The 22,524-nt window shown below is 68.9% G+C and carries 18 protein-coding genes; 16 read left to right on the forward strand and 2 right to left on the reverse strand.

Annotation, left to right across the window (positions count from 1 at the left end):
• Positions 1–88: 88 nt before the first annotated feature.
• From EV138_RS14285 to EV138_RS14310, 6 genes are all read left to right on the forward strand, one after another.
• Positions 89–814, forward strand: a complete 726-nt coding sequence (locus tag EV138_RS14285) for a class I SAM-dependent methyltransferase (RefSeq protein ID WP_133979438.1) — start codon at positions 89–91, stop codon at positions 812–814.
• A gap of 58 nt (positions 815–872) precedes the next feature.
• A complete protein-coding gene (locus tag EV138_RS14290; RefSeq protein ID WP_133979439.1) occupies positions 873–1,889 on the forward strand; it encodes a glycosyltransferase in 1,017 nt (338 codons plus the stop codon).
• Positions 1,886–2,836, forward strand: coding sequence for an NAD-dependent epimerase/dehydratase family protein (locus tag EV138_RS14295; protein WP_133979440.1), 951 nt, complete (start codon positions 1,886–1,888; stop codon positions 2,834–2,836). Before EV138_RS14290 ends, EV138_RS14295 begins: the two co-directional genes overlap by 4 nt.
• Positions 2,833–5,202: a hypothetical protein gene (locus EV138_RS14300; protein WP_133979441.1), complete on the forward strand. Its 2,370-nt coding sequence runs from the start codon at positions 2,833–2,835 to the stop codon at positions 5,200–5,202. The genes EV138_RS14295 and EV138_RS14300 overlap by 4 nt, the downstream gene beginning before the upstream one ends.
• A gap of 68 nt (positions 5,203–5,270) precedes the next feature.
• Positions 5,271–5,885 (forward strand): class I SAM-dependent methyltransferase, encoded by a 615-nt coding sequence (locus EV138_RS14305; protein ID WP_133979442.1) that lies wholly within the window; start codon positions 5,271–5,273, stop codon positions 5,883–5,885.
• An 88-nt stretch (positions 5,886–5,973) separates the two neighbouring features.
• Positions 5,974–8,226, forward strand: coding sequence for a hypothetical protein (locus tag EV138_RS14310; RefSeq protein ID WP_133979443.1), 2,253 nt, complete (start codon positions 5,974–5,976; stop codon positions 8,224–8,226).
• On the opposite strand, the gene EV138_RS14315 is transcribed toward EV138_RS14310, so the two are convergent.
• Positions 8,211–9,239 (reverse strand): PseG/SpsG family protein, encoded by a 1,029-nt coding sequence (locus tag EV138_RS14315; RefSeq protein WP_133979444.1) that lies wholly within the window; start codon positions 9,237–9,239, stop codon positions 8,211–8,213. The two genes, EV138_RS14310 and EV138_RS14315, sit on opposite strands and share 16 nt — an antisense overlap.
• A gap of 234 nt (positions 9,240–9,473) precedes the next feature.
• Between EV138_RS14315 and pseB the strand changes: the two genes are divergently transcribed.
• The 8 genes from pseB (at position 9,474) to EV138_RS14355 (ending at position 17,567) form a co-directional block, all read left to right on the forward strand.
• Positions 9,474–10,457, forward strand: coding sequence for a UDP-N-acetylglucosamine 4,6-dehydratase (inverting) (gene pseB / locus EV138_RS14320; protein ID WP_112241505.1), 984 nt, complete (start codon positions 9,474–9,476; stop codon positions 10,455–10,457).
• Positions 10,447–11,586, forward strand: coding sequence for a UDP-4-amino-4,6-dideoxy-N-acetyl-beta-L-altrosamine transaminase (gene pseC / locus EV138_RS14325; protein WP_238158135.1), 1,140 nt, complete (start codon positions 10,447–10,449; stop codon positions 11,584–11,586). Before pseB ends, pseC begins: the two co-directional genes overlap by 11 nt.
• Positions 11,587–11,622: 36 nt before the next feature.
• A complete protein-coding gene (locus tag EV138_RS14330; RefSeq protein ID WP_238158421.1) occupies positions 11,623–13,086 on the forward strand; it encodes a hypothetical protein in 1,464 nt (487 codons plus the stop codon).
• Positions 13,086–13,922, forward strand: a complete 837-nt coding sequence (locus EV138_RS14335) for a hypothetical protein (protein ID WP_133979445.1) — start codon at positions 13,086–13,088, stop codon at positions 13,920–13,922. The genes EV138_RS14330 and EV138_RS14335 overlap by 1 nt, the downstream gene beginning before the upstream one ends.
• Positions 13,919–14,647: a cytidylyltransferase domain-containing protein gene (locus EV138_RS14340; RefSeq protein WP_133979446.1), complete on the forward strand. Its 729-nt coding sequence runs from the start codon at positions 13,919–13,921 to the stop codon at positions 14,645–14,647. The genes EV138_RS14335 and EV138_RS14340 overlap by 4 nt, the downstream gene beginning before the upstream one ends.
• Before the next feature lie 38 nt (positions 14,648–14,685).
• Complete coding sequence (locus EV138_RS14345; RefSeq protein ID WP_133979447.1) at positions 14,686–15,480, forward strand: class I SAM-dependent methyltransferase; 795 nt, start codon at positions 14,686–14,688, stop codon at positions 15,478–15,480.
• Positions 15,481–15,588: 108 nt separating this feature from the next.
• The gene (locus tag EV138_RS14350) at positions 15,589–15,930 is read left to right on the forward strand and encodes a DUF485 domain-containing protein (RefSeq protein WP_133979448.1); all 342 of its coding nucleotides are present in this window, start codon (positions 15,589–15,591) and stop codon (positions 15,928–15,930) included.
• Positions 15,927–17,567 (forward strand): monocarboxylic acid transporter, encoded by a 1,641-nt coding sequence (locus tag EV138_RS14355; RefSeq protein ID WP_133979449.1) that lies wholly within the window; start codon positions 15,927–15,929, stop codon positions 17,565–17,567. Before EV138_RS14350 ends, EV138_RS14355 begins: the two co-directional genes overlap by 4 nt.
• A 53-nt stretch (positions 17,568–17,620) precedes the next feature.
• On the opposite strand, the gene EV138_RS14360 is transcribed toward EV138_RS14355, so the two are convergent.
• Positions 17,621–18,265: a winged helix-turn-helix transcriptional regulator gene (locus EV138_RS14360; RefSeq protein ID WP_133979450.1), complete on the reverse strand. Its 645-nt coding sequence runs from the start codon at positions 18,263–18,265 to the stop codon at positions 17,621–17,623.
• Between the two features lie 55 nt (positions 18,266–18,320).
• Here EV138_RS14360 and EV138_RS14365 point away from each other — a divergent pair, with 55 nt between their 5' ends.
• Entirely contained in the window at positions 18,321–18,758 is a 438-nt protein-coding gene (locus EV138_RS14365) for a pyridoxamine 5-phosphate oxidase (protein WP_133979451.1), read from the forward strand.
• A gap of 148 nt (positions 18,759–18,906) precedes the next feature.
• Positions 18,907–22,512 (forward strand): discoidin domain-containing protein, encoded by a 3,606-nt coding sequence (locus EV138_RS14370; RefSeq protein ID WP_133979452.1) that lies wholly within the window; start codon positions 18,907–18,909, stop codon positions 22,510–22,512.
• The last annotated feature ends 12 nt before the right edge of the window (positions 22,513–22,524 follow it).

Raw genomic sequence — 22,524 nt, forward strand, 5'->3', positions numbered from 1 at the left:
CCCGGCCACGGACCCGCAGTACCGGCAGAGGCCGGGTTTCGGGTGACCTCGTCGTGCTCCTCGGCCCCGATCTCAGTAGGGTGTGCCAATGACCGAAGCCGGATCGCCGTCGATCCAGAGCCCTGACTACTGGTGGTACCGCGCCCGCGCCCAACTGCTGGAGACCGTGCTGAGCGAGCACGTCGGGGAGCCCCGCCGGCTGCTGGACGTCGGCAGCGCCGACGGCCCCAGCGTGTCCTGGCTGCGCGGACACGGTAAGCAGGTCGCGCTGGACGTCGACCCGCGCGGGCTCGGACCCGGCGGGGTCTGCGGCTCGGCGCTCGAGCTGCCGTTCGGCGACGAGGTGTTCGACGTGGTCGCCGCGTTCGACGTGATCGAGCACTGCGAGCCCGAGGAGCAGGCGCTCGCCGAAGTGTTCCGCGTGCTGTCTCCCGGTGGGCGCTTCCTGATGTCGGTGCCCGCCTACCAGTGGGCCTGGACCCACTTCGACGAGCACAACCACCACTTCCGCCGGTACACCCGCGCCCGCGCGACCCGGGCCCTGCGGGCGAGCGGTTTCGAGATCCTGCGGGCGACCCACATCTTCGGTTCGACCTTCCCGATGTTCGCGGCGAACCGGCTGCGTACCCGGCTGCAGGAGCGCGGCCGCGACGTCGCGACGCTGGATCCGGACGCCGTACCGGGCCTGCCGCACGTGCCGCCGGCGGTGGAGAAGGCACTGCTCGGACTCGCGGACCTCGATCGGTGGGTGCTGCGCTCCCGCGACCTGCCGTTCGGCTCGTCGGTCGTGGTGGCGGCACGGAAGCCCTACTGAGCGACCTCGCGGGCTCGGCGTTCTCGCCGCGCCACCGCCGAGGGCTATAGTCCGGCAGGTGAGTGACGTCGACGGCCACGATCAGGTTCCTGCACACGACGTATCCGTCGTGGTTCCGGTGTACAGGGGCGAGCACAGCCTGCCCGGGCTCCTCGAGGAGATAGTGCCGCTGCACGACGAGTTCGTGACCCAGGGCGGCCACCGGGTCAGGGTGGCCGAGGTCGTCCTGGTGCACGACCACGGTCCGGACGACTCGGCCCGGGTGATCCGCGAGCTGGCGGCGAAGTACGAGTTCGTGCATCCGGTCTGGCTGAGCCGGAACTTCGGCCAGCATGCCGCGACGCTGGCCGGGATGGCCTCGTCGGGCGGCGACTGGATCCTCACCATCGACGAGGACGGTCAGTACGACCCGGGCTTCCTCGGCGCGATGGTCGACACCGCGCTCGCCCAGCGGGCCACCGTCGTCTACGCCAAGCCGAGCAACCCGGCGCCGCACGGCCCGCTGCGCAACCTGGCGTCCAAGATCGCGAAGACCTTCATCGAGACCGTGCTCGGCAGCCGGGGCACCTCGGTGTTCCACAGCTTCCGGCTGGTGCTCGGCGAGGTCGGCCGCAGCGTCGCGGCGTACTCCGGGCCCGGCGTCTACCTCGACGTCGCGCTCAGCTGGGTCGCCGGCGAGGTCGCGACCTGCCCGGTGGAGCTGCGCGGCGAGGCCGACCGCCCGTCCGGCTACAACCTGCGCAGCCTCACGTCCCACTTCTGGCGGATGGTGCTCACCAGCGGCACCCGGCTGCTCCGCGTGGTCAGTGTCGTCGGCGCGCTGACCGCCTTGTTCGGGCTGCTGGTCGCGCTGGTACTGATCGGCAACCAGCTCTTCGGTGCCGACCTGCTCCGGGGCTGGACCTCGACCATGGTCGTCGTGCTGCTCAGTACGGGAGCGATCCTGTTCTCCCTGGGCGTCGTCGCCGAGTACCTCGGGGTCGCGGTGAACATGGCGATGGGCAAGCCGCTCTACCTGATCGTCTCCGATCCCGCCCAGGGGCCGCTGGGTCGTCGGCGGGAAACGAGGCAATGACCGCAGCGACCGTCACCTGGGTCGTCGGCGCCGGCGGCCTGCTCGGCCGGCAGCTGGTGCGCCGGTTGCGGGACCGCGGTCATGAGGTCGTGACGGTTCACATCCCGTGGCAGGACCGCGACGCCTCTGCGGCTGCGCTGCGGGACGGCTTCGCCGAGCTGCTCGCCCGCTCCGGCGGTGGCGAGTGGAACATCGCGTGGTGCGCCGGTGCCGGCGTCGTCGCCAGCTCCCCGGAGGTCCTCAAGGAAGAGGGCGAGACCTACTCCCGGTTCCTCCGGCACCTGGCCGACCAGCAGGACCTCGGCGCCAGGGGTGCCTTCTTCCTCGCATCCTCCGCCGGAGGCCTGTACGCCGGGTCCAGCGACCGCCCGCCGTTCACCGAGGACAGCGAGCCACGACCGCTCGCGCCGTACGGGCAGTTGAAGCTGGCGATGGAGCAGGAGCTGAGTGAGCTGTCCCGGGCGACCGGGATGCCGGCGTTCATCGGCCGCATCGCGAACCTCTACGGCCCCGGCCAGAACGTGAACAAGCCGCAAGGCCTGGTCTCCCACCTCTGCAAGGCCCATCTCACCGGGCAGCCACTGTCCATCTACGTCCCCCTGGACACCTTGCGCGACTACCTGCTCGTGACCGACTGCGCCGCCATGGTCACCGCCGGACTGGAGGACGTACGTCGGGTCGCCCGGGCGGCCGCGGACCCGGTGGTGGTGAAGGTGCTCGCTTCCGGACGCGGTACCTCGATCGGGGCGTTGATCGCCGAGTCGAGGCGGGTGTTCCGCCGCCGGCCCCGGATCGTGCTCGGTTCCTCGCCACTGGCGTCGGTCCAGCCGCGCGACATCCGGTTGCGGTCGGTGCGCTGGCCGGAACTCGACTGCTACGCCCGCTCGACTCTCGCCGCCGGGATCGCCTCCACCGCGCGGGAGCTCGGTCGGCAGCGCGTGTCATGACGGACAGTTCTCGCAGCTCCGGCGTCCTCGTGGACGAGGCACCCAGGTCGGTCCCGCCGGCGGACGAATCTCGCCGGTCCAGGTGGCCGCAGGTCGTCAGTACGCTCATCTGGCTGATCCCCGCGGCGACCCTGTACTGGGTCCTGGAAGGCACAGGGGTAGGCAAAGGCGACATCGTCCGCTACACCGCCTACTTCGCGGGCTGTGTGACGCTGCCCGGAGTGCTGCTGTTGCGGGCTTTCGGGCCAGGCAGACGGACGTGGCCGGAAGACATCGGCATCGGCATCGTCGTGGGCCTGTCCTTCGAGCTCCTCGGCTGGGCCCTGTTCACGGCCGCCGGGATCCAGCAGTGGCTGATCGTGTGGCCCGCGGCGCTCGTGGTCGTCTTCGCCGCCGTACCGCGGTTGTGGCGCTGCTGGCGGGCGCAGAACGCACCGCGACTCCCGCTCGCCTGGGCGGTCACGCTGGCGCTCCTGCTGTCGGCCACCCTGCTCCTGTACTACGGCGGATCAGTCAGCACCTCGCCGGTCCCGAAGGCCGGTGGCAACCCCTACCAGGACCTGCTCTGGCACCTTTCGATCGTGCACGAGCTGGGCCGCTCCGTCCCGCCGCAGATCCCGCAGGTGGCGGGCGAGACGATGCAGTACCACTGGTTCGCCGACGCCCACTTGGCCGCGGCCGCCCAGATCACCGGGATCGACGCCCGCCTCGTGCTGTTCAGGCTGTGGTTCGCCCCGATCATCATCGGGCTCGTCCTGGCGGTGGCTGCCCTCGCGCGCCAGGTCAGCGGCGCCTGGTGGACCGCGCCGTTCGCGGTCGCGCTGACGACGATCGTCCAGCGGATCACGATCTGGAAGTTCGCCGGCGGCGTCGGCGGCTCACCCCTGGTCTTCCTGAGCCCTTCGCAGTCCTTCGGTACGACGCTCACCGTCGGCGCAGCGGCGCTAGTGATCGGCGTCCTCTACCGCGGTGCCCCACGGCGGTCGTGGGTGCTCGTGCTCCTGGTCGTCTGCGCCTGCGCCGGCTCCAAGCCCACCGCAGTGCCGCTGCTGCTCGGCGGGACCGGTCTGGCCGCGCTGTTCCTGCTGGTGCGCAACAGGCGCATCCCTTGGCCGACCGTCGCCTTGGGCGCCGCACTGGCCTTCGTGACGCTGGCGGCGAGTGCGACGGTTTCGGGCAGCACCGCGGGTACGCCGATCCGCCTGTTCGGCTTCCTGAGGATCTTCCCGGGGTACGCCACTCTGACCGGCTCCGGGCCGATCGCGCCGCCTGGTGGCTGGATCATCCAAGGACTCAGCGATCCCACCCCGGAGACGCTGAACTGGGCGATCGCGTTCGTGATCTCCGTTGTGCTGAGCAGGATCGTGGTGGTCGTGGCCTTCGTCGGGCTGGTCCAGCGCCGGGTCCGTACCGATGCGGCGCAGTGGTGGCTGGTCGGAACACTGATCGCCTCCATGCTCGGATTCGTGGCGGTCGACCACCCAGGCCTCGGTCAGTTCTACTTCCTCGGCAGCGGCCTGCCCTTCGCCGCGGTTGCCGCCGGCTACGTGATCCACGGCGCGGTCGCCGGACGCCGCCGTCCGGCCCGCCGAGCGGTCATCGCTGGTGGCCTACTGGCCGGAGCAGTGCTCGCTGTGGTGATCCGGGCTGTCGGCAACATCGACGGCAAGCCTCTCTCCCCGGCCGACTTCACGCGGGCGGCGACCGAACCGATGCTGTGGCTTGCCGGTGCACTGGCCGTCGGGCTGATCGGCTGGCTCGTACTCCGGACCGTCCACCGGCCGCTGCGCGGCGTCGGCCTGGCGCTGCTGCTGTGCGTCGCGGTCGGCCTCGCACTGCCGAGCCGGCCACGGTCGGACTACCGCACCGCGGTGGACGCCGTCAGCGGGAAGGCCAGTCCGATCCCGGAGCCGGCGAGACCGTGGTTCAGCACGGACGAGGTCCAGGCCGCCTTGTGGCTGGACCGTAAGGCCGGACAGGACGACGTCGTCGTGACGAACACCGCCTGCATGGGACAAGCAGGTCGCCGCGGCTGTGACGCGCGTGGCTACCTGGTCAGCGGTATCGGCGGGCGCCGAACGCTGATCGAGGGCTGGGCCTACACGCAGCAGTCGCTCGCCAACCAGGGCAAGGACAACGTCGCCTCCAGTTACCTGCCGTCGCCCTGGCCGGACCGGGTCGCGCTGACGACGAAGACACTCACGGCGCCGACGCCTGAGCTGCTGGCCGGCCTGTACCGCGATCACGGCGTCCGCTGGATCTTCGCGGACAAGCGGACCGGCAAGGTCGCCGAGCACACTCTCGACCGGCTCGCCACCCGCAGATTCACCCGAGGGCCGGTCGTCATCTACCAACTGAAGAACTGAGCGGGCTCGTTTGACTTAGCGAGTCGCCACGCTGGAGCATTGTCAATTCCCCGAGCGAGGAGATACCCATGGAGGGGCTGAAAGGCCTGCTCAGGCACGTGCCTGCTTACGTCCTGTTGCAGCGCGTCGTCGGTGCCGACAAGTTGCGGTACCGCTGCATCGACGAGGTCAAGGCGGGCGAAACCGTCCTGGACATCGGCTGCGGCCCGGCGTACTACTTCCCGCGGCTGCCCCAGCCGCTGAAGTACCACGGCTTCGACACCGACGCGCCGTACATCGACTGGGCCACCCAGCACTTCGGCGGCGAGAACGCCAGCTTCCACTGCGGCATCTTCGACGAGGCCGCGGCCCGGTCGCTGCCGCAGATCGACGTCGTGCTGCTGCTCGGCCTGCTGCACCACCTGTCGGACGAGCAGTGCACGGACCTGCTCAACCTGGCCGCGAGCGTGCTGAGTCCCGGCGGCCGGGTGGTCAGCGTGGACACCTGCTTCGAGCCGAGCCAGGGCCGGATCTCGCGGTGGATGTCGGAGAACGACCGCGGCGAGTACGTTCGCGATCCGGCCGGGTTCGAGAAGCTCGCGCTGCAGTCGTTCGGCCAGGTGGAGGGCGAGGTCATCAACGACGTCACCCACATCCCGGCCAGCTACTGGATGATGAGGATGACTGCGCCGAGCAGCCTCTGAGCCGTCCGGTCCCCCGCCCGCGGCATCGACCACGGTTGGTGACGCTCCGAGTGCGCAGTGAGATCACAGCACCGTTAAGGTTGCGCGCATGCACTCGAGGGCAAGACGGCGGGGGCCGAGGAGCATCGGCAACGGGACGGCGGCCGGTCGGGCCGCCGCCCTTCCACTGCTGGTCCTCGCCGTCTGGATGATGGCTGCCCGGGCGCCGGTGCTCGACGTGCTGGTGTTCACCGCCTACGTCGGGGCCGGAGTGATGCTGCCCGGGTTCGTGCTCTGGAGGCTGATCGGCGCCTACCGGCGGAATCTGGTCGAGGACTGTGCCGCCGGGTTCGCGATCGGTACGGCGGTGCAGCTGATCGTCTATCTCGCGAGCGCGTCGGTGGGTCTCCAGCAGTGGTCGTGGGTCTGGGCGCCCGTGGTGCTCGTGGTCGGGCTGCTGGACCGGGACGCGCGTGCCCGGGTCTGGCAGCGGGTCGAGGCTCCTCTCGCGCCCCTGACGGCTTGGCTGCTGACGATGTCGACGGGCGTCGTGCTGCTCGCCGTCTACCTGAAGGGCCCGGGCCGGTACGCGCCGGCGTACGTGGATCCGGGCCGGAGCAACCAGGATCTGGCCTTCCATCAGGCGCTCGCGGCGAGCGCGAAGTTCGACGTACCGATCAAGCCGCTGTGGGTCGCGGGCGAGCCGATGAAGTACCAGACCTTCTTCCATCAACTCGCCGCCGCGACCTCGTGGTCGACCGGCGTCGGGCTGACCGAACTGATCTACGCGCTGCTCTGGGTCCCGTTCGCGCTGGCCGGTTGCCTGCTGGTCTTCGTCCTCACCCAGCGGTTTCTCACGCCGCCCAAGGCGGAGCCGCTCACCGGCGCCCGCTGGGCCGGCCCGCTCGCCGTACTGATCGCCGGTCTCGGTGGCGCGATGCAGCCACTGCACGACGTCGGTCTGGGTAGCGCCGCGATGGCGCTCTCCGCCTATCTCAGCCCGACCCAGAACCTGGGCGTGATGCTCGCTCTCCTGCTCGCGGTCCTGGCCATCGACGTACTGCGGAAGCAGGGACCCGCAAGCCGATGGGTGCTGCTGATCCTGGTCGCGCTGGCCGCGTCGGGCGCCAAGGCGACCGTGTTGCCGTTGGCCGGATGCGGCTTCGGTCTGGTGTTCTTCGCCCTGTTGTCGCGGCGTAAGCCGACGCGGACGGCTGTCGTCGGCGGGCTGGCCGTGCTGGCGATCTTCGTCGGATCGGTGATCGTCGTCTTCGGTGGCGAGTCGTCCGGCCTGCAGGTCGATCTCGGCGGGATCTTCGCCCAGCTCGCGCCGTACTCGATGCTCCGGCACGGCTCGGGAGTGGACCGCTCGGCCCAACTTCTGACGGCCGCGGTGACGTTGGCCGGCTGGGGAATCGCGGTCCTCGGGGTCGTGTTCCTGCGATGGTTCTGGCGGGACCGCGGCGTGGTCTTCCTGGCCGGCGCCGCCCTCGGCGGCGTCTTCGCCACCGCTCTCACGTCCCAGCCCGGTGTGAGCCAGGCGCCCTTCTACAGAACGGCTTTCCCGTTCCTGGCCGTGCTGTCGTGTCTCGGACTGTCCCGGCTGGTCGGCAAGCTCGAGGATCGCCGCGGTGCTCTGCTGGTCTCTGCGGCAGGTTTGGCCGGGCTCGCCGCTTGCGATGTGGCCCGGTTCGGCTCAGTAGACCAGCGTGGCTTGAAAAGCCCGTTCAGCTGGATGATCGCGGCGTTGCTGGCCGCCGCACTGATCGTTGCTGTGGCTTGGAAGACGGCCAGGCGCAACGGCAGCCTGCTCACGGCGTTCCTGGCCAGTCTGGTCGCCGCCTGCACAGTGGGCGCGACCTTCCTGCCGCTGGCCGGCCTGATCTCGGAGCACGCAAGCACCGTGGCGTACGGCGAGGTCGCCCAGGGCGGCCCGACGAGCTCGGAGGCCGACGCTGCCCGTTGGCTGCAGAAGAACACACCAACGGGCGATCTGGTCGCGACGAACGCTCACTGCGTGGTCTCGCACGGCGACAGCTGCGACAGCCGCCATTTCTGGATCGCCGCGTTGTCCGAACGCCAACTGCTGGTCGAAGGCTGGGGCTACACCAACCGCGTCAACCGGCTGTCGGTGACAACCAGCGTCAACACCAACCTGGTCCCGTACTGGAACCGCGAACTGCTGGCCATTAACGATGCGGTCTTCACCGCGCCCTCACCGGCCCTGATCGAGAGGCTGCGGCGTCGCGGGGTGCGCTGGCTGTACGCCGACAACCGGGCCGGCCAGGTGTCGCCGAACCTCAAGCAGTACGTGCGGCTGCGGCAGGCGACCCTGGACGCGACGATCTACGAGATCAGGTGAAGGAGGGCGTCGGCGACGCGGACCCGACCCTGGCCGTCGACGAGTTTCCAGCCGGCGGCGGCGACGCGGGCGCGCTCGACCGGATCGGTGAGGAGCTTACGTAGTACTGCGGCAGCTGAGGTCGGGTCGACCTTGAGGTCGGAGAGCACTCCGATGCCGACGGCCGCGCCGGTGGCGACGGCTCGCTCGTAACCCATCACCTGGTTGTCCACCACGCAGACGAGGCCGGCGGTCGCGCCGAGACACAGCAGCTCCCAGGTCGACGTACCGGAGGCGCTGACCGCCAGGTCCGAAGCCACGACGGCCTTGGCGAGCTGCGAGGTCGGGCCGATCACCTCGACGTGCTGGTCAGCGCCGAGCTCGACTGCGTTGATCGCGTCGGCCAGATCCTCGCCCGGCGCCACCACGGTCGCCTCGAACGGCACGCCAGTCGCCGCGAGCGCTGCCACGACGTGCGGACCGGCACCGAAGGCGTCCGTGCCACCGAAGAACGCGAACACCCTCGGTACGCCGTCCGCTCGCGGTACAGGTGGTGCTGCGGGCCGGAGCGAGAGCACCTCGTCGCGCAGCAGCACGTAGTCGAGCCCGGCCAGCCTGATCGCGCCCTTGGGCAGCTCCGGCTCGTCCAGCTCGGAGCCGAGGTTCTGGTCGACGAACACGTCGGCCTCGGCACCCCGCAGGTCCCCGTCGACGATCGCCACCGTCGGTAAGCCGGTCGCCCGGACCGCGGTGAACACGTCACCGCCCAGGTCGTAGGAGTCGAACACCACCGCGTCCAGCCCGAGCCGGCCGAACAGCTCGACATGTTCGTCCGGCGTCCAGACGGCCGGCTCGACCGGAATGTCCCGGGCCAGGATCTGGTCGTTCGCCCACGGCACCGTGTGGCTGTCGCAGACGAACACCACCTCGGCCCCGCGCCCCTTCAACTCCTCGGCCAGCGCCAGACTCCGCATCACATGCCCGACCCCTCGCAGAGGCCCCACATCACACCTGATCCCGATCCGCAAAGTCACCCCCAGACCGTAGCCGCTCCACCCCAGGCCACCGCCATCGCCACCGTCGGTGCGGCCGGTGACTCTGCGTGGCCGCCGGCCGGGTCCGAACCAACCGCGTCCGGGGGTCGTCTATCCCCGGGCAGGCTGCTGTTCGGGTCCGGGATTGAGGGTTCGGTGGAGTGGCCCGCTATCGTACGGAGTTGCGCTCCGTGCGCTGTCCGGAACTGTCCCCTCAGAAGGGTCCTACTCGACGTGTCCATCCTCACCGGCTCCGACATCCTCGTCACCGGAGGCACCGGCTCCTTCGGCAAGGCGTTCATCCGCTACGCACTGGACAACCTGGACCCGCGCCGGATCATCATCTTCAGCCGCGACGAGCTGAAGCAGTGGGAGGTCCGCCAGCTGTTCGGCGACGACCCCCGGCTGCGGTTCTTCATCGGCGACATCCGCGACCGGCAGCGGCTGAACCGCGCGATGCACAAGGTCGACTACGTCGTGCACGCCGCCGCGCTCAAGCAGGTCGACACCGCGGAGTACAACCCGTGGGAGTTCGTCCAGACGAACATCGTCGGCTCGCAGAACGTGATCGAGGCCAGCATCGACTCGGGCGTGAAGAAGGTCGTCGCGCTGTCCACCGACAAGGCGTCCAGCCCGATCAACCTGTACGGCGCGACCAAGCTGACCGCCGACAAGCTGTTCATCACCGGCAACCACTACGCCGCGGCGTACGACACCCGCTTCTGCGTGGTCCGCTACGGCAACGTGATGGGCTCGCGCGGCTCGATCATCCCGAAGTTCCGCGCGCTGCACGAGGCCGGCCAGTCGCTGCCGATCACCGACCTGCGCTGCACCCGGTTCCTGATCACGCTGCCCGAGGCGGTCCAGTTCGTGGTCGACTCGTTCGAGCAGATGATGGGCGGCGAGCTGTACGTGCCGCGGATCCCGTCGATGAAGATCACCGACCTGGCCCAGGCGATCGCGCCGGGCGCCAAGATGCACGACATGGGTCTTCGCCCGGGCGAGAAGCTGCACGAGGAGATGATCAGCCCGGAGGAAGGCCGTCGCGCGCTGGCCATCGGCGACCGCTACGTGCTGCAGCCGGATCTCGCGACCTGGGGCTACACGCCGCCGGCGAACGGCGTACCGGTGGCCGACGGGTTCCACTACACGTCGGACAACAACGACCAGTGGTACTCCATCGAGGAGATCACCAAGATCCTCGAGAGTGACGTCTGAGCCGATGCTGCCGTACGGACGCCAGTCGATCTCCGAAGAAGACATCGAAGCGGTCGCCGCGATCCTGCGTGGCGACTGGCTGACCACCGGCCCGGCGGTGACCGCGTTCGAGAACGCGATCTCCGAGCTGAGTGGTGGACACCGAGCCATCAGCTGTACCTCGGGCACCGCCGCGCTGCACATGGCGTACGCCGGACTCGGCGTCGGCCCTGGTGACGAGGTCGTCACGACGCCGATGACGTTCGTCGCCACCGCGTCCTGCGCCGCGATCCTCGGCGCCAAGATCGTCTTCGCGGACATCGAGGACGACACGGCTCTGATCGACCCGGCGGCCGTCGAGGCGGTCGTCACCGACCGCACCAAGGTGATCGCGGCTGTCGACTACGCGGGTCACCCCGCCGACTACGACGCGCTGCAGCCGATCGCGGACCGGGTCGGCGCCAAGACGCTGGACGACGCCGCCCACTCGGTCGGCGGGTTCTACCGCGGCCGGCCGGTCGGCGACCTGGCCGATGTGACCACGCTGTCGTTCTTCCCGACCAAGAACCTGACCACCGGCGAGGGCGGCGCGGTCGTCGCCAAGGACCCGGCGGTCGCTCAGCGGGTGCACGAGTTCCACCACATCGGCGTGGTCCGCGACACCGAGCGGTTCGAGGTCACCGACGAGGGCGCGTGGTACTACGAGGTCCACGAGCACGGCCTGAACTACCGGCTGACCGACATCGCCTCGGCGCTCGGCCTGTCCCAGCTCAAGCGGTTGGACGCCTTCAAGAAGCGCCGTACCGAGATCACGGCGCGCTACAACGAGGCGCTCGCCGGCGTGGACGGTCTGCGCACGCCGACCCAGCGTGAGGATGTCGACCCGGCCTGGCACCTCTACCCGGTGCGCGTGCTCGGCGGCCGTCGGCGCGAAGTCTTCGAAGGCCTCCGGGCCGCGGGCATCCTCGTCCAGGTGAACTACATCCCGGTTCACTGGCAGCCGGTCTTCGCGAACGCGGGCTACCAGCGCGGCCTGTGCCCGAACGCGGAGCAGTTCTACCGCGAGGAGATCTCGCTGCCGATGTTCCCGGACCTGACCGACGCCGACGTCGACCGCGTCATCGAGACGCTCACGAAGCTGGTCTCCTAACAATCTCAGCTGTGGAAAGTCAGAGAATTGACCACTGTGACACCTGATCGGTCCTCGCAAGACTCCGGTGGCGAGCCGCTGGCTCGGTCGGTGATGATCGCCGGGGAGATGCTGAACTGGTCCGATCTGCACCCCGAGGACGGCGAACCGGCCACCGGCGGACCGGTTCCCTCCGCGCTGCTCGATGCGGTCCTGCGCCCGGAGGACACCGTCCTGGTCGCCGGCCCGCACTCGCTCGAGGTGCTGGCTCTGATCGCCGAACGGGTGCCGAAGCTCGACGTCCTGGTCCGGTCCGCGCCCGATGCCGAGGAGATCGCCGACCAACTCGAGGGGCACCCGGTGCGGGTGTTCTGCGGCTCGCTCGACCACTTCGCTCCCGAGCACGGCGAACCGGCGTACGACGTGGTGGTGGCCCTCGACGGGCTGCCGCGGCTGGTGGGTCCGGACACCATCGCCTTGACCTGGGCCGACGCGCTCGCGGCTTTGAAGGCGCGGCTGGCTCCGCAGGGACGCCTGCTGATTGCTGCGGCGAACCCCTTCGGCATCGAGCGCCTGGTGCTGCCCGGCGTGACGACCACCGTGCCGCGCGACGAGGCCTGGCCCCGGGACCTCCGCGGCAGCGTGGAGGCTCCCGCCGGCCTGAAGGCCGTCCAGGCCGCTCTGGGCGGCACAGCCACGGCGTACGCGGTCTATCCGTCGCTGGTGGACGCCAAGGTGGCGCTGGTTGACGCCGGCGATGCATTGGCAGGCGCGGTGGCCGCCCGGTCCGTCGCGGAGCGCTTTGCCGGTCCGACGCTGATGGACCCGTATCGCGTGGTCCAGGACGCTTTCGCCGCCGGGCTCGGCGCCGAGGTGGCTGCCGGCTGGTACTTCGCCCTCGGGAGCGCCGACCTTCCCGGTGTACTCGGGGAGGTGCTGCAGGGTTCGGGCGTGCTGCTGGAAGAGGAGCTTCTGGCCGCGCTGAGGATCGACGACCACGCGGCACTCCGCCGTACGGTGCCGGGTTATGCGGCGTGGTTGCGGTCGCTCGACGCCGAGGCAGCCGCGGCTGCTTCTCCTGACAACGTCCTGGTCGACGGTGCGGCGTACAAGGTGTTTGCCGATAGCAACGATATTGCCGGCCAGGGCGACGCGCTCGTGGTCGGGCAGCTGGCCCGCTTCGTCCGCCGGTCGCTCGAAGCAGCTTCGCGGGAGCCGTGGGCCGGGAGCCCCCGCGATCTCACCGCGCGGCTCGCCGCGATGGCCGGAATCACTGTCACCGAAGAGCTTTGGGCGACTGTTGCTGATGGCAATGAGCCGGTCGCGCCGGCCGGCCATGCCGAGCAGCTCGCCACGATCGCCCGGCTGACCCAGGAACTGGCCGACGCGAGCGCGCAAGCCTCGTGGTTCGAGAGCCAGCTCGACGGGATCCGCCGGTCGCGCCCGTACCGGATCGGTCAGGCCGTGCTGAATCCCGCCCGCGTCGTGGTGAAGCGCGTACGCCGGACGACAGGTCGCTGATGCACCACGCGAACCACTTCTACGGCCACGCGCACATCATGGCCCGGTACGCCGGGCTGGGTGGCGGCGAAGCTCCGCGCATCTGGGGTTACCTGCAGCACGGCTGGAACATCCTGGACGGTTTCGCGTACAACACCGCTTTCGTCGACGGGATGCCGAAGTTCGTCTGGTCGGACACCGTCCGCCGCCGCGGCTGGTCGATGGGCCTGCGCAACTACGACGTGATCGGCGCGACCTGGCTGTACCTGCTCGAGCTGCACCCCGAGCTGGCCAAACCCGCACCCGATGCGGCCGGCACCATCTTCTACCCCTTCCACGGCTGGGAAGGGCAGAACGTGCTCGGCGACCACGGCCGGATCGTTGCCTCGATCAACGAGCACGAGACCGGCCCGATCACGGTCTGCCTGTACTGGAACGAGTTCGAGAACCCGGCCATCCGGCAGGTCTACGAAGACGCCGGCTTCCGGGTGATCACGCACGGGTACCGCGGCCTGCACTGGCGCAAGACCGACGAGGACTTCCTGCTCAAGCAGCTCCGCGAGGTCCGCAAGCACACCAGGGTCGCCTCCAACCGGCTCAGCTCCGCCGTCCTGTACGGCGCGTCGCTCGGTCTCCAGCCGGGCGTGTACGGCGACCCGATGCTGCTGGAGAACGAGCACCCGTCCTTCGGCGGCCAGGCCCGGATCCGGCGGCTGTGGCCGGAGATGAACCAGGCCTACGTCCCGCTCGAGGTGGCGAAGGCCTTCACCGACGTCGAGTTGGGCGTCGACCACATTGCCCGGCCGGAAGAGATTCGCGAGATGTTCCGCTGGAATACTGCAAAGGTTGCCTCATGAAGATCGGCATCATCACCCAGGCCCGGGCCACCAGTACGCGGCTGCCGGCCAAGGTGCTGCTCACCGCCGGCGGGCGCACTTATCTCGAACACCACCTCGACCACCTGCAGGCGACCGGGCTGCCGGTCATCGTGGCCACCACGACGAACGAGGCCGACGAGCAGATCGTGGAGATCGCGGCGAAGGCCGGCGTACCGGTGTTCCGGGGCAGTGAGCTGGACGTGCTGAGCCGGTTCGCCGGCGCGATCCGTGAGCACGAGCTGGAGGGCGTCGTCCGGGTCACCTCCGACTGCCCGCTGATCGACCCCGAGGTCGTCGTCGCGGGCGTGGACCGGTTCCGCGCCGAGGCCGCCGAGAACCTCTACGTGTCGAACTGCCTGGAGCGCACCTACCCGCGCGGGATGGACTACGAGGTCTTCTCCGGTCCCCGGCTGCTCAAGGCCGACGCCGAGGCGACGCTGCCGGCCGACCGCGAGCACGTCACGTCGTACCTGCACCAGAACCGCACCGGCGACATGCGGCTGGTGAACATGCCGTGGACCGAGAGCGGTTCGCAGTACCGGCTGACGCTGGACACCGAGGACGACCGGTTGCTGCTCGCGACGCTGATCGAGGACTTCGGGGCGGCCGAGCTGAATGTGCACGATCTGGTCGCGATCATGGACAAGCATCCCGAGCTGCACGCGCTCAACGAGCACATCGAACAGAAGAAGCTCGGCGAGTAACCGCGCTCCGGGGCGTGCCTACGGCATGATTCAGGGTGATGACAGGCGATGATTCAGCTCGCGCGCACTCGTTCGGTGCCGTCGCGGCCGCGTACGACGCGGGCCGGCCGACGTTCCCTGCCGACGCGCTGACCTGGATCCTCGGTCCCGGCCGGCTCCAGATCCTCGATCTCGGGGCGGGCACCGGCAAGCTGGCCGCGGTCGCCGCCGCGCTCGGCCACGACGTGGTGGCGGTCGATCCGTCCGAGGAGATGCTCTCGGTCTGCCGCCGGGTGCCCGGCGTCGACACGATGGTCGGCGCGGCCGAGAACATCCCGCTGGCGCACGCCTCGGTGGACGCGGTCATCGTCGGCCAGGCCTTCCACTGGTTCGAGCACGCCCGCGCGCTGCCCGAGATCGCCCGGGTACTGCGGCCGCACGGCGTACTGGGTCTGCTCTGGAACAACTACGACACGGTCGTCCCCTGGGTACGGCGGATGCACCGGGCCATGGTCGGCGAGGACCACCTGGCCGGCGGCGACGCGTTCGATCCGATGCCGATCCTGCTCCAGTCCGACCTGTTCGCGGGGGTGGAGACGGCCCGGTTCCGGCACTGGCACGATCTGGACCGTACGGGCCTGCGGCAACTGGCAGAGTCGCATTCGCGGGTCGCCGTACTGACCGAGTCGCGGCGCGAATCCGTGCTCGAGCAGGTCGACGCGATCTACGACAGCACCGCGCGGCCGCCCGAACCGCTGCGGATGCCGTACCTGACGAGCTGCTACCGGACCCGCCCGAGCGATCTGGCCAACTACCAGCGAACCCTCGACGCGCCGCTGGCTCCCCCGCTCTGATCCGGGCTGTCGTTTTTTTGCGCCCGAATTGTTGCCGTCGCATTCGGTCACAAAAGCGCAACCAACCGCTAACGTGCACCTGATCGCGTTCCCTACGGAGGGGTGCAGATGGAAGAGGAAACGGGGCTCCAGCGGCAAGCTCGAGCTTATGAGGCGGTGCACGAGGCGGCGGACTTCACCGAACTGAAGCGCCGGTACAAGAACTTCGTCGTGCCGTGGACGATCGCGTTCATGGCCTGGTATCTCGCCTATGTGGCCTGCAACAACTGGGCTCGTGACTTCATGAGTCACAAGGTGATCGGGCACGTCAACGTGGCGCTGATCTTCGGCCTGTTGCAGTTCGTGTCGACCTTCGTGATCGCCGCCGTCTACGGGCGGTTCGCGAACCGCAAGCTCGACCCGCTGGCCAGCGGGCTGAACGCCAAGTACAAGAGGGAGCGCCGCCGGTGAACGCATTGCTGCTCCCCCTCGCGGACTCGAAGCCTGGAAACCAGGCGCTGACCATCTCGCTGTTCACCGCGGTCGTCGCCGTGACGCTGTACATCACCTGGTGGGCGTCACGTCAGAACAAGACCACGGCCGACTACTACGCCGGCGGCCGCTCGTTCAGCGGTGCGCAGAACGGCCTGGCCGTGGCCGGCGACTACATGTCGGCGGCCTCGTTCCTGGGCATCTCCGGCCAGATCGCGCTCTACGGGTACGACGGCTTCCTCTACTCGATCGGCTTCCTGGTGGCGTGGCTGGTGGCCCTGCTGCTGGTCGCCGAACTCCTGCGCAACTCCGGCCGGTTCACGATGGCCGACCAACTGGCCTTCCGGATGAAGCAGCGGCCGGTCCGAACTGCCGCGTCCACCTCGACGATCGTCGTGTCGATCTTCTACCTGCTGGCCCAGATGGTCGGCGCGGGCTCCCTGGTCGGCCTGCTCCTCGGCGTCAAGAGCGAAGGCCTGAAGGCCGGCGTGATCGTGCTGGTCGGCGCGCTGATGATCGTCTACGTGACGATCGGCGGCATGAAGGGCACCACCTGGGTGCAGATCGTGAAGGCCGTGCTGCTGATGACCGGCACCGTGCTGATCACGTTCCTGGTGTTGCTGAAGTTCGACTTCAACCCGTCCAAGCTGCTCGGTGCGGCCGCGGCTCACTCGGGCAAGGGCGAGGCGTTCCTGCAACCGGGTCTGCTGTACGGCAAGGACCTCACCGGCCAGATCGACTTCCTGTCGCTGGGCCTGGCACTGGTCCTCGGTACGGCGGGTCTGCCGCACATCCTGATCCGCTTCTACACCGTGCCGGACTCCCGGTCGGCCCGGCGTTCCGTGCAGTGGGCGATCGGCCTGATCGGTGCGTTCTACCTGATGACGCTGGCACTCGGCTTCGGGGCCGCGGCCTTGCTCGACACCGGTAAGGGCAGCGCGGTGGCCGCCTCGAAGGGCAACACCGCTTCGGTCCTGCTGGCCGAGGTCGTCGGTGGCGGATCGGGCTCGGTCGGCGGCGCGATCCTGCTCGCGCTGATCGCGGCCGTTGCCTTCGCCACCATTCTCGCGGTGGTCGCCGGGCTGACGCTGACCTCGGCGTCGTCGTTCGCCCACGACCTGTACGTGAATGTGATTGCCAAGGGCAAGGTCACCGAGCGGGACGAGATCCGGGTGGCCCGCTTCGCGGCGATCGGGATCGGCGCGGTCGCGATCGGGCTGGCGATCCCGGCGCAGAAGCTGAACATCGCGTTCCTGGTCGCACTGGCCTTCGCGGTGGCGGCATCGGCGAACCTGCCGGCGTTGCTGTTCAACCTGTTCTGGAAGAGGTTCAACACCTCCGGCGCGGTCTGGAGCATCTACGGCGGACTCGTCTCCGCCGTAGTACTGGTGGTCTTCTCGCCGGTCGTGTCGGGCAAGCCGACGTCGATGATCACCGGCTCCGACTTCGCCTGGTTCCCGCTGTCGAACCCGGGCATCATCTCGATCCCGCTCGGCTTCATCTTCGGCGTGATCGGCACCTTCGCCGGTCGCGACAGGTCCAGCGAGCTCCGCTACAACGAACTCTCCGTCCGCGCCCTCACCGGCGCCGGCGCAGAAGGCGCCGCCAAGCACTGAGCAGCTCCGCCCGACGCCCGAAGAACCAGCCCGGTTCTTCGGGCGTCGTTCGTTCAGGCCGGTGCCGGGCCGATGCGGAAGAAGTGGGCGAAACGGTCGAGGTCCGCGGCCGTTCCGCTCGTCTTCAGCAGACCCGTCTTCAAGGCCTCGGCGCCGTCGATCGCGCCGGTGAGCAGCGGGCCGATCGGGCCGAACGCCTCCACCACCGTCGCGCCGTCGAGCGGTCCGATCTCGACGGTCAGGTCGTCCCGGTCGACGATCGCGTGCACGACGATCTCACCGAACCGCAGTTCGTACTTCGCCTTCTGCTTGCCGGGCTGGAAAGTACTGCGCAGCGCCATCACCAAGATGTCCGGGGTGACGATCTCGTCCGGCCTCAGTTCGCCCAGCGAACGGGCGCCCCACGCGCCCAGAGCGAGGACGACCGGCTCGAGGTCCGCGCCGTACGGCGTGAGCTCGTAGACGATCGCGCCCGAGGGACGGGCCTGGACCCGGCGTTCGACCAGACCGGCCTGCTCGAACTCCTTCAGCCGGGTGGCCAGGACGTTCGTCGGGATCTTCGGCAGGCCCGCGCGCAGGTCGGTGTAGCGCTTGGGGCCGACCAGTAGGTCGCGGATGATCAGCAGCGCCCAGCGCTCCCCGACGAGTTCGAGGGCGCGGGCGACCCCGCAGTACTGGCCGTAGGTCTTCGTCGTCATGGCCGTAAGCATACTCCACTTGACAGATCATGCTTGTTTTTGTGAAGCTCAGTGCATGGCAAAGATGACTGAGCAAGAGCGCGAAGAGTTCCTGGCCGCCCCCCATGTGGGCGTCCTGAGTGTGGCGGGCGCGCCGGGGCGGCCGCCGACGAGCGTGCCGACGTTCTACGCCTACGAGCCGGGCGGCGAGATCACGATGTTCACCGGCACGCAGCGCCGGGCACCGAAGCGGATCGACCTGATCAAGGCCGCCGGCGTGGTGACGCTCGTGGTGCAGCGCGAGGAGATGCCACCGGCGTACGTGACCGTCGAGGCCGAGCTGGTCTCGGTCGGCAAACCGACGCCGGAGCAGATGCTCACCATCGCCCGGCGGTACATGCCGGAGGAGCACGCGCAGGGGTATGTCCAGACCGAGCTCGGCGACCCGGAGAACATCGTCACCTTCTTCACTTTCCGTCCGACGCGCTGGTTCAGCTCAGACACCTCCCGCTGAACCGTTGACGCCTTCGTAGTGCTGCCGTAACAATGAGCCAGCGCTGCGCAAGAAGTTGACAAACTCTAAGAAACTTTCAGAGCAACGATGCAATTTCTTGGCAGCTGGATCTCCTCACCACCCGCCCACCAGGAGAGGCCCGGATGCCATGAGAACCAAACCCCAGAAGTGGCGGCTGCTGGCCGCGTTGCTCGCCGGCAGCCTGGCGCTGTCGGCCGGCCCGATGATCTCCGCGGCGGGGCTCTCGCCCGGAGCCACCGCCTCGGCCGCCGTGCCGGCCGGGCCCAACCTCGCCGCGGGCAAGGCTGCCTCGGCCAGCAGCAGCACCCAGAACTACACCGCCGGCAACGTCACCGACGGCAACCAGGGCAGCTACTGGGAGAGCGCCAACAACGCCTTCCCGCAGTGGGTCCAGGTCGACCTCGGCTCCGCGGTGAGCACCAACCAGGTCGTGCTGAAGCTCCCCACCTCGGGCTGGGGCTCGCGCAACCAGACCCTGGCCGTCCAGGGCAGCACCGACGGGCAGAACTTCAACGACCTGTCCGCCTCCGCGTCGCGGGCGTTCAACACCCCGAACAACACCGCGACGATCGACTACGGCGCCTCCACCGCGCGGTACATCCGGATCCTGATCACCGCCAACACCGGCTGGCCCGCGGGCCAGTTGTCCGAACTCGAGGTCTACGGTCCCGCGACCGGTGACACCCAGGCTCCCACCGCCCCGGGCAACCTGGCCTTCACCGAACCCGCCGCCGGCCAGATCAAGCTCACCTGGACCGCCTCGACGGACAACGTGGGCGTCACCGGGTACGACGTGTATGCGAACGGCGCGCTCCGGACCACCGTGGCCGGCAACGTGCTGACCTACACCGACACCCAGCCGGCCAGTACCGCGGTCAGCTACTTCGTCCGCGCGAAAGATGCCGCAGGCAACCAATCGCCGAACAGCAGCACGGTCACCCGGCCCGGCAGCGGCGGCCCCGGCACGAACCTCGCGCTGGGCAAGCCGATCACCGCGTCCGGCTCGGTCTTCACCTTCGTCGCCACCAACGCGAACGACGACAACGTGCAGACCTACTGGGAAGGCAATGCCAACCCGGCCACGCTGACCACCCAGCTCGGCGCCAACGCGGACCTCAGCTCGATCGTGATCCGGCTGAACCCGGACTCGGCCTGGGGTAACCGCACCCAGACGTTCTCGATCCTCGGCCGGGAGCAGAGCGCGACCACGTTCACGACGATCGTCGGCTCCGCGTCGTACAACTTCAGCCCGTCGACCGGCAACACCGTCACCATCCCGGTCAGCGCGCGAGTGGCCGACGTACGGCTGAACTTCACCGCCAACACCGGTGCCCCCGCCGGCCAGGTCGCCGAGCTCCAGGTGATGGGCGTCCCCGCCCCGAACCCGGATCTGACCGTCTCCGGTGTCTCCTGGACGCCGACCGCCCCCGTCGAGACCGACAGCATCACGCTGCGCGCGACGGTGAACAACTCCGGCAACGCCGCTTCGCCGGCCTCCGACGTGAACTTCTACCTGGGCACCACCAAGGTCGGCACGGCTGCCGTTCCGACGCTGGCCGCCGGAGCTTCGACGACAGTCACCGCATCGATCGGCTCCCGCGATGCGGGCAGCTACCCGGTCAGCGCGAAGGTCGACGAGGCCAACTCGGTCATCGAGCAGAACGACTCCAACAACACGGCCAACAGCGCATCGCCGCTCGTCGTCACCCAGGTCGCGAGCTCGGACCTGATCGCATCATCGGTGAGCTGGAGCCCGGGCAACCCGGCGGCCGGCAACACCGTGACGTTCTCGGTCGCCCTCAAGAACCAGGGCAGCATCGCCTCGGCGTCCGGGGCGCACGGGATCACGCTCACCGTGCTGAGCGGCAGCACCGCAGTAAAGACTCTGACCGGCTCGTACTCCGGTGCGATTGCCGCAGGCGCCACCGCTCCCGCGGTCAACCTCGGCACCTGGACGGCTGCGAACGGCCGGTACTCCGTCCGGGTCGTGCTCGCGGACGACGCGAACGAACTGCCGGTGAAGCGCACCAACAACACCAGCGAGAAGCCGTTGTTCGTCGGCCGCGGCGCGAACATGCCGTACGACCACCTCGAAGCCGAGGACGCGTCCGTCGGCGGCGGCGCGACCGTGATCGGCCCGAACCGGACCATCGGCGACCTGGCCGGCGAAGCGTCCGGCCGGAAGGCGGTCACGCTGAACTCGAACGGATCGTTCGTCGAGTTCACCACCCGGGCGAGCACGAACACGCTCGTCACCCGGTTCTCCATCCCGGACTCGTCCGGCGGCGGCGGGATCGACTCCACCATCAACGTGTACGTCAACGGCACCTTCCACAAGGCGTTGCCGCTGACCTCGAAGTACAGCTGGCTGTACGGCGCCGAGTCGGGCCCGGGCAACTCGCCGGGCGCGGGCGGACCGCGGCACATCTACGACGAGGCGAGCATCATGCTCGACTCCTCGTTCCCCGCCGGTACGAAGATCAAGCTGCAGAAGGACCCGGCGAACACGACCAACTACGCGATCGACTTCGTCGACACCGAGCAGGTCGCCCCGATCGCCAACCCGGGCGCCGGATACGCCGTACCGGCCGGGTTCTCCCAGCAGGACGTGCAGAACGCGCTCGACAAGGTCCGCCAGGACAGCACGCTGACCGGTGTCTACCTGCCGGCCGGCGACTACCAGACGTCGGGCAAGTTCAACGTCTACGGCAAGCCGATCAAGGTGGTCGGGGCCGGACCTTGGTACACCAAGTTCCACGCGCCGTCGGCGCAGGAGAACAGCGATGTCGGGTTCGACTCGCAGTCGAGCGCCAACGGGTCGACGTTCAGCGGATTCGCGTATTTCGGCAACTACACCTCGCGGATCGACGGGCCCGGCAAGGTGTTCAACTTCGCCGGTACGTCGAACATGACGATCGACAACATCTGGGTCGAGCACATGATCTGCATGTACTGGGGCGCGAACACCGACAACTCCACGATCAGGAACTCGCGGATCCGGGACACCTTTGCCGACGGCATCAACATGACGAACGGGTCGGCCGGCAACACCGTCAGCAACAACGACGCCCGGTCCACCGGGGACGACTCGTTCGCGCTCTTCAACGCCGTCGACAACGGCGGCGGCGAGGTCCGCGACAACGTCTTCGAGAACCTCTCCGCGACCCTGACCTGGCGGGCGGCCGGCTTCGCGGTCTACGGCGGCACCAACAACATCTTCCGCAACCTCTATGTCGCGGACATGCTGGTGTACTCCGGGATCACGATCAGCTCGCTCGACTTCGGCATCCCGATGAACGGCTTCGGCGCCACCCCACCCACGGTCTTCCAGAACGTCTCGGTGGTCCGCGCCGGCGGCCACTTCTGGGGCAACCAGACCTTCCCGGGGATCTGGATCTTCTCGGCCTCGAAGATCTTCCAGGGCATCCGGGTGTCCGACGTGGACATCGTCGACCCGACGTACTCCGGGATCATGTTCCAGACCAACTACGTCGGCGGCCAACCGCAGTTCCCGATCGCCGACACCGTCCTCACCAACATCACCATCTCCGGCGCCCGCAAGAGCGGCGACGCCTTCGACGCCAAGTCCGGCTTCGGCATCTGGGCCAACGAACTCCCCGAACCCAACCAGGGCCCCGCCGCGGGCACCGCCACCTTCAACAACCTCACCCTCACCAACAACGCGGTAGACATCCGCAACACCACAACAACCTTCACCATCACCCGCAACTGATCCCAGGCTGAA

The sequence above is a fragment of the Kribbella voronezhensis genome (assembly GCF_004365175.1).
Lineage (GTDB): Bacteria > Actinomycetota > Actinomycetes > Propionibacteriales > Kribbellaceae > Kribbella > Kribbella voronezhensis.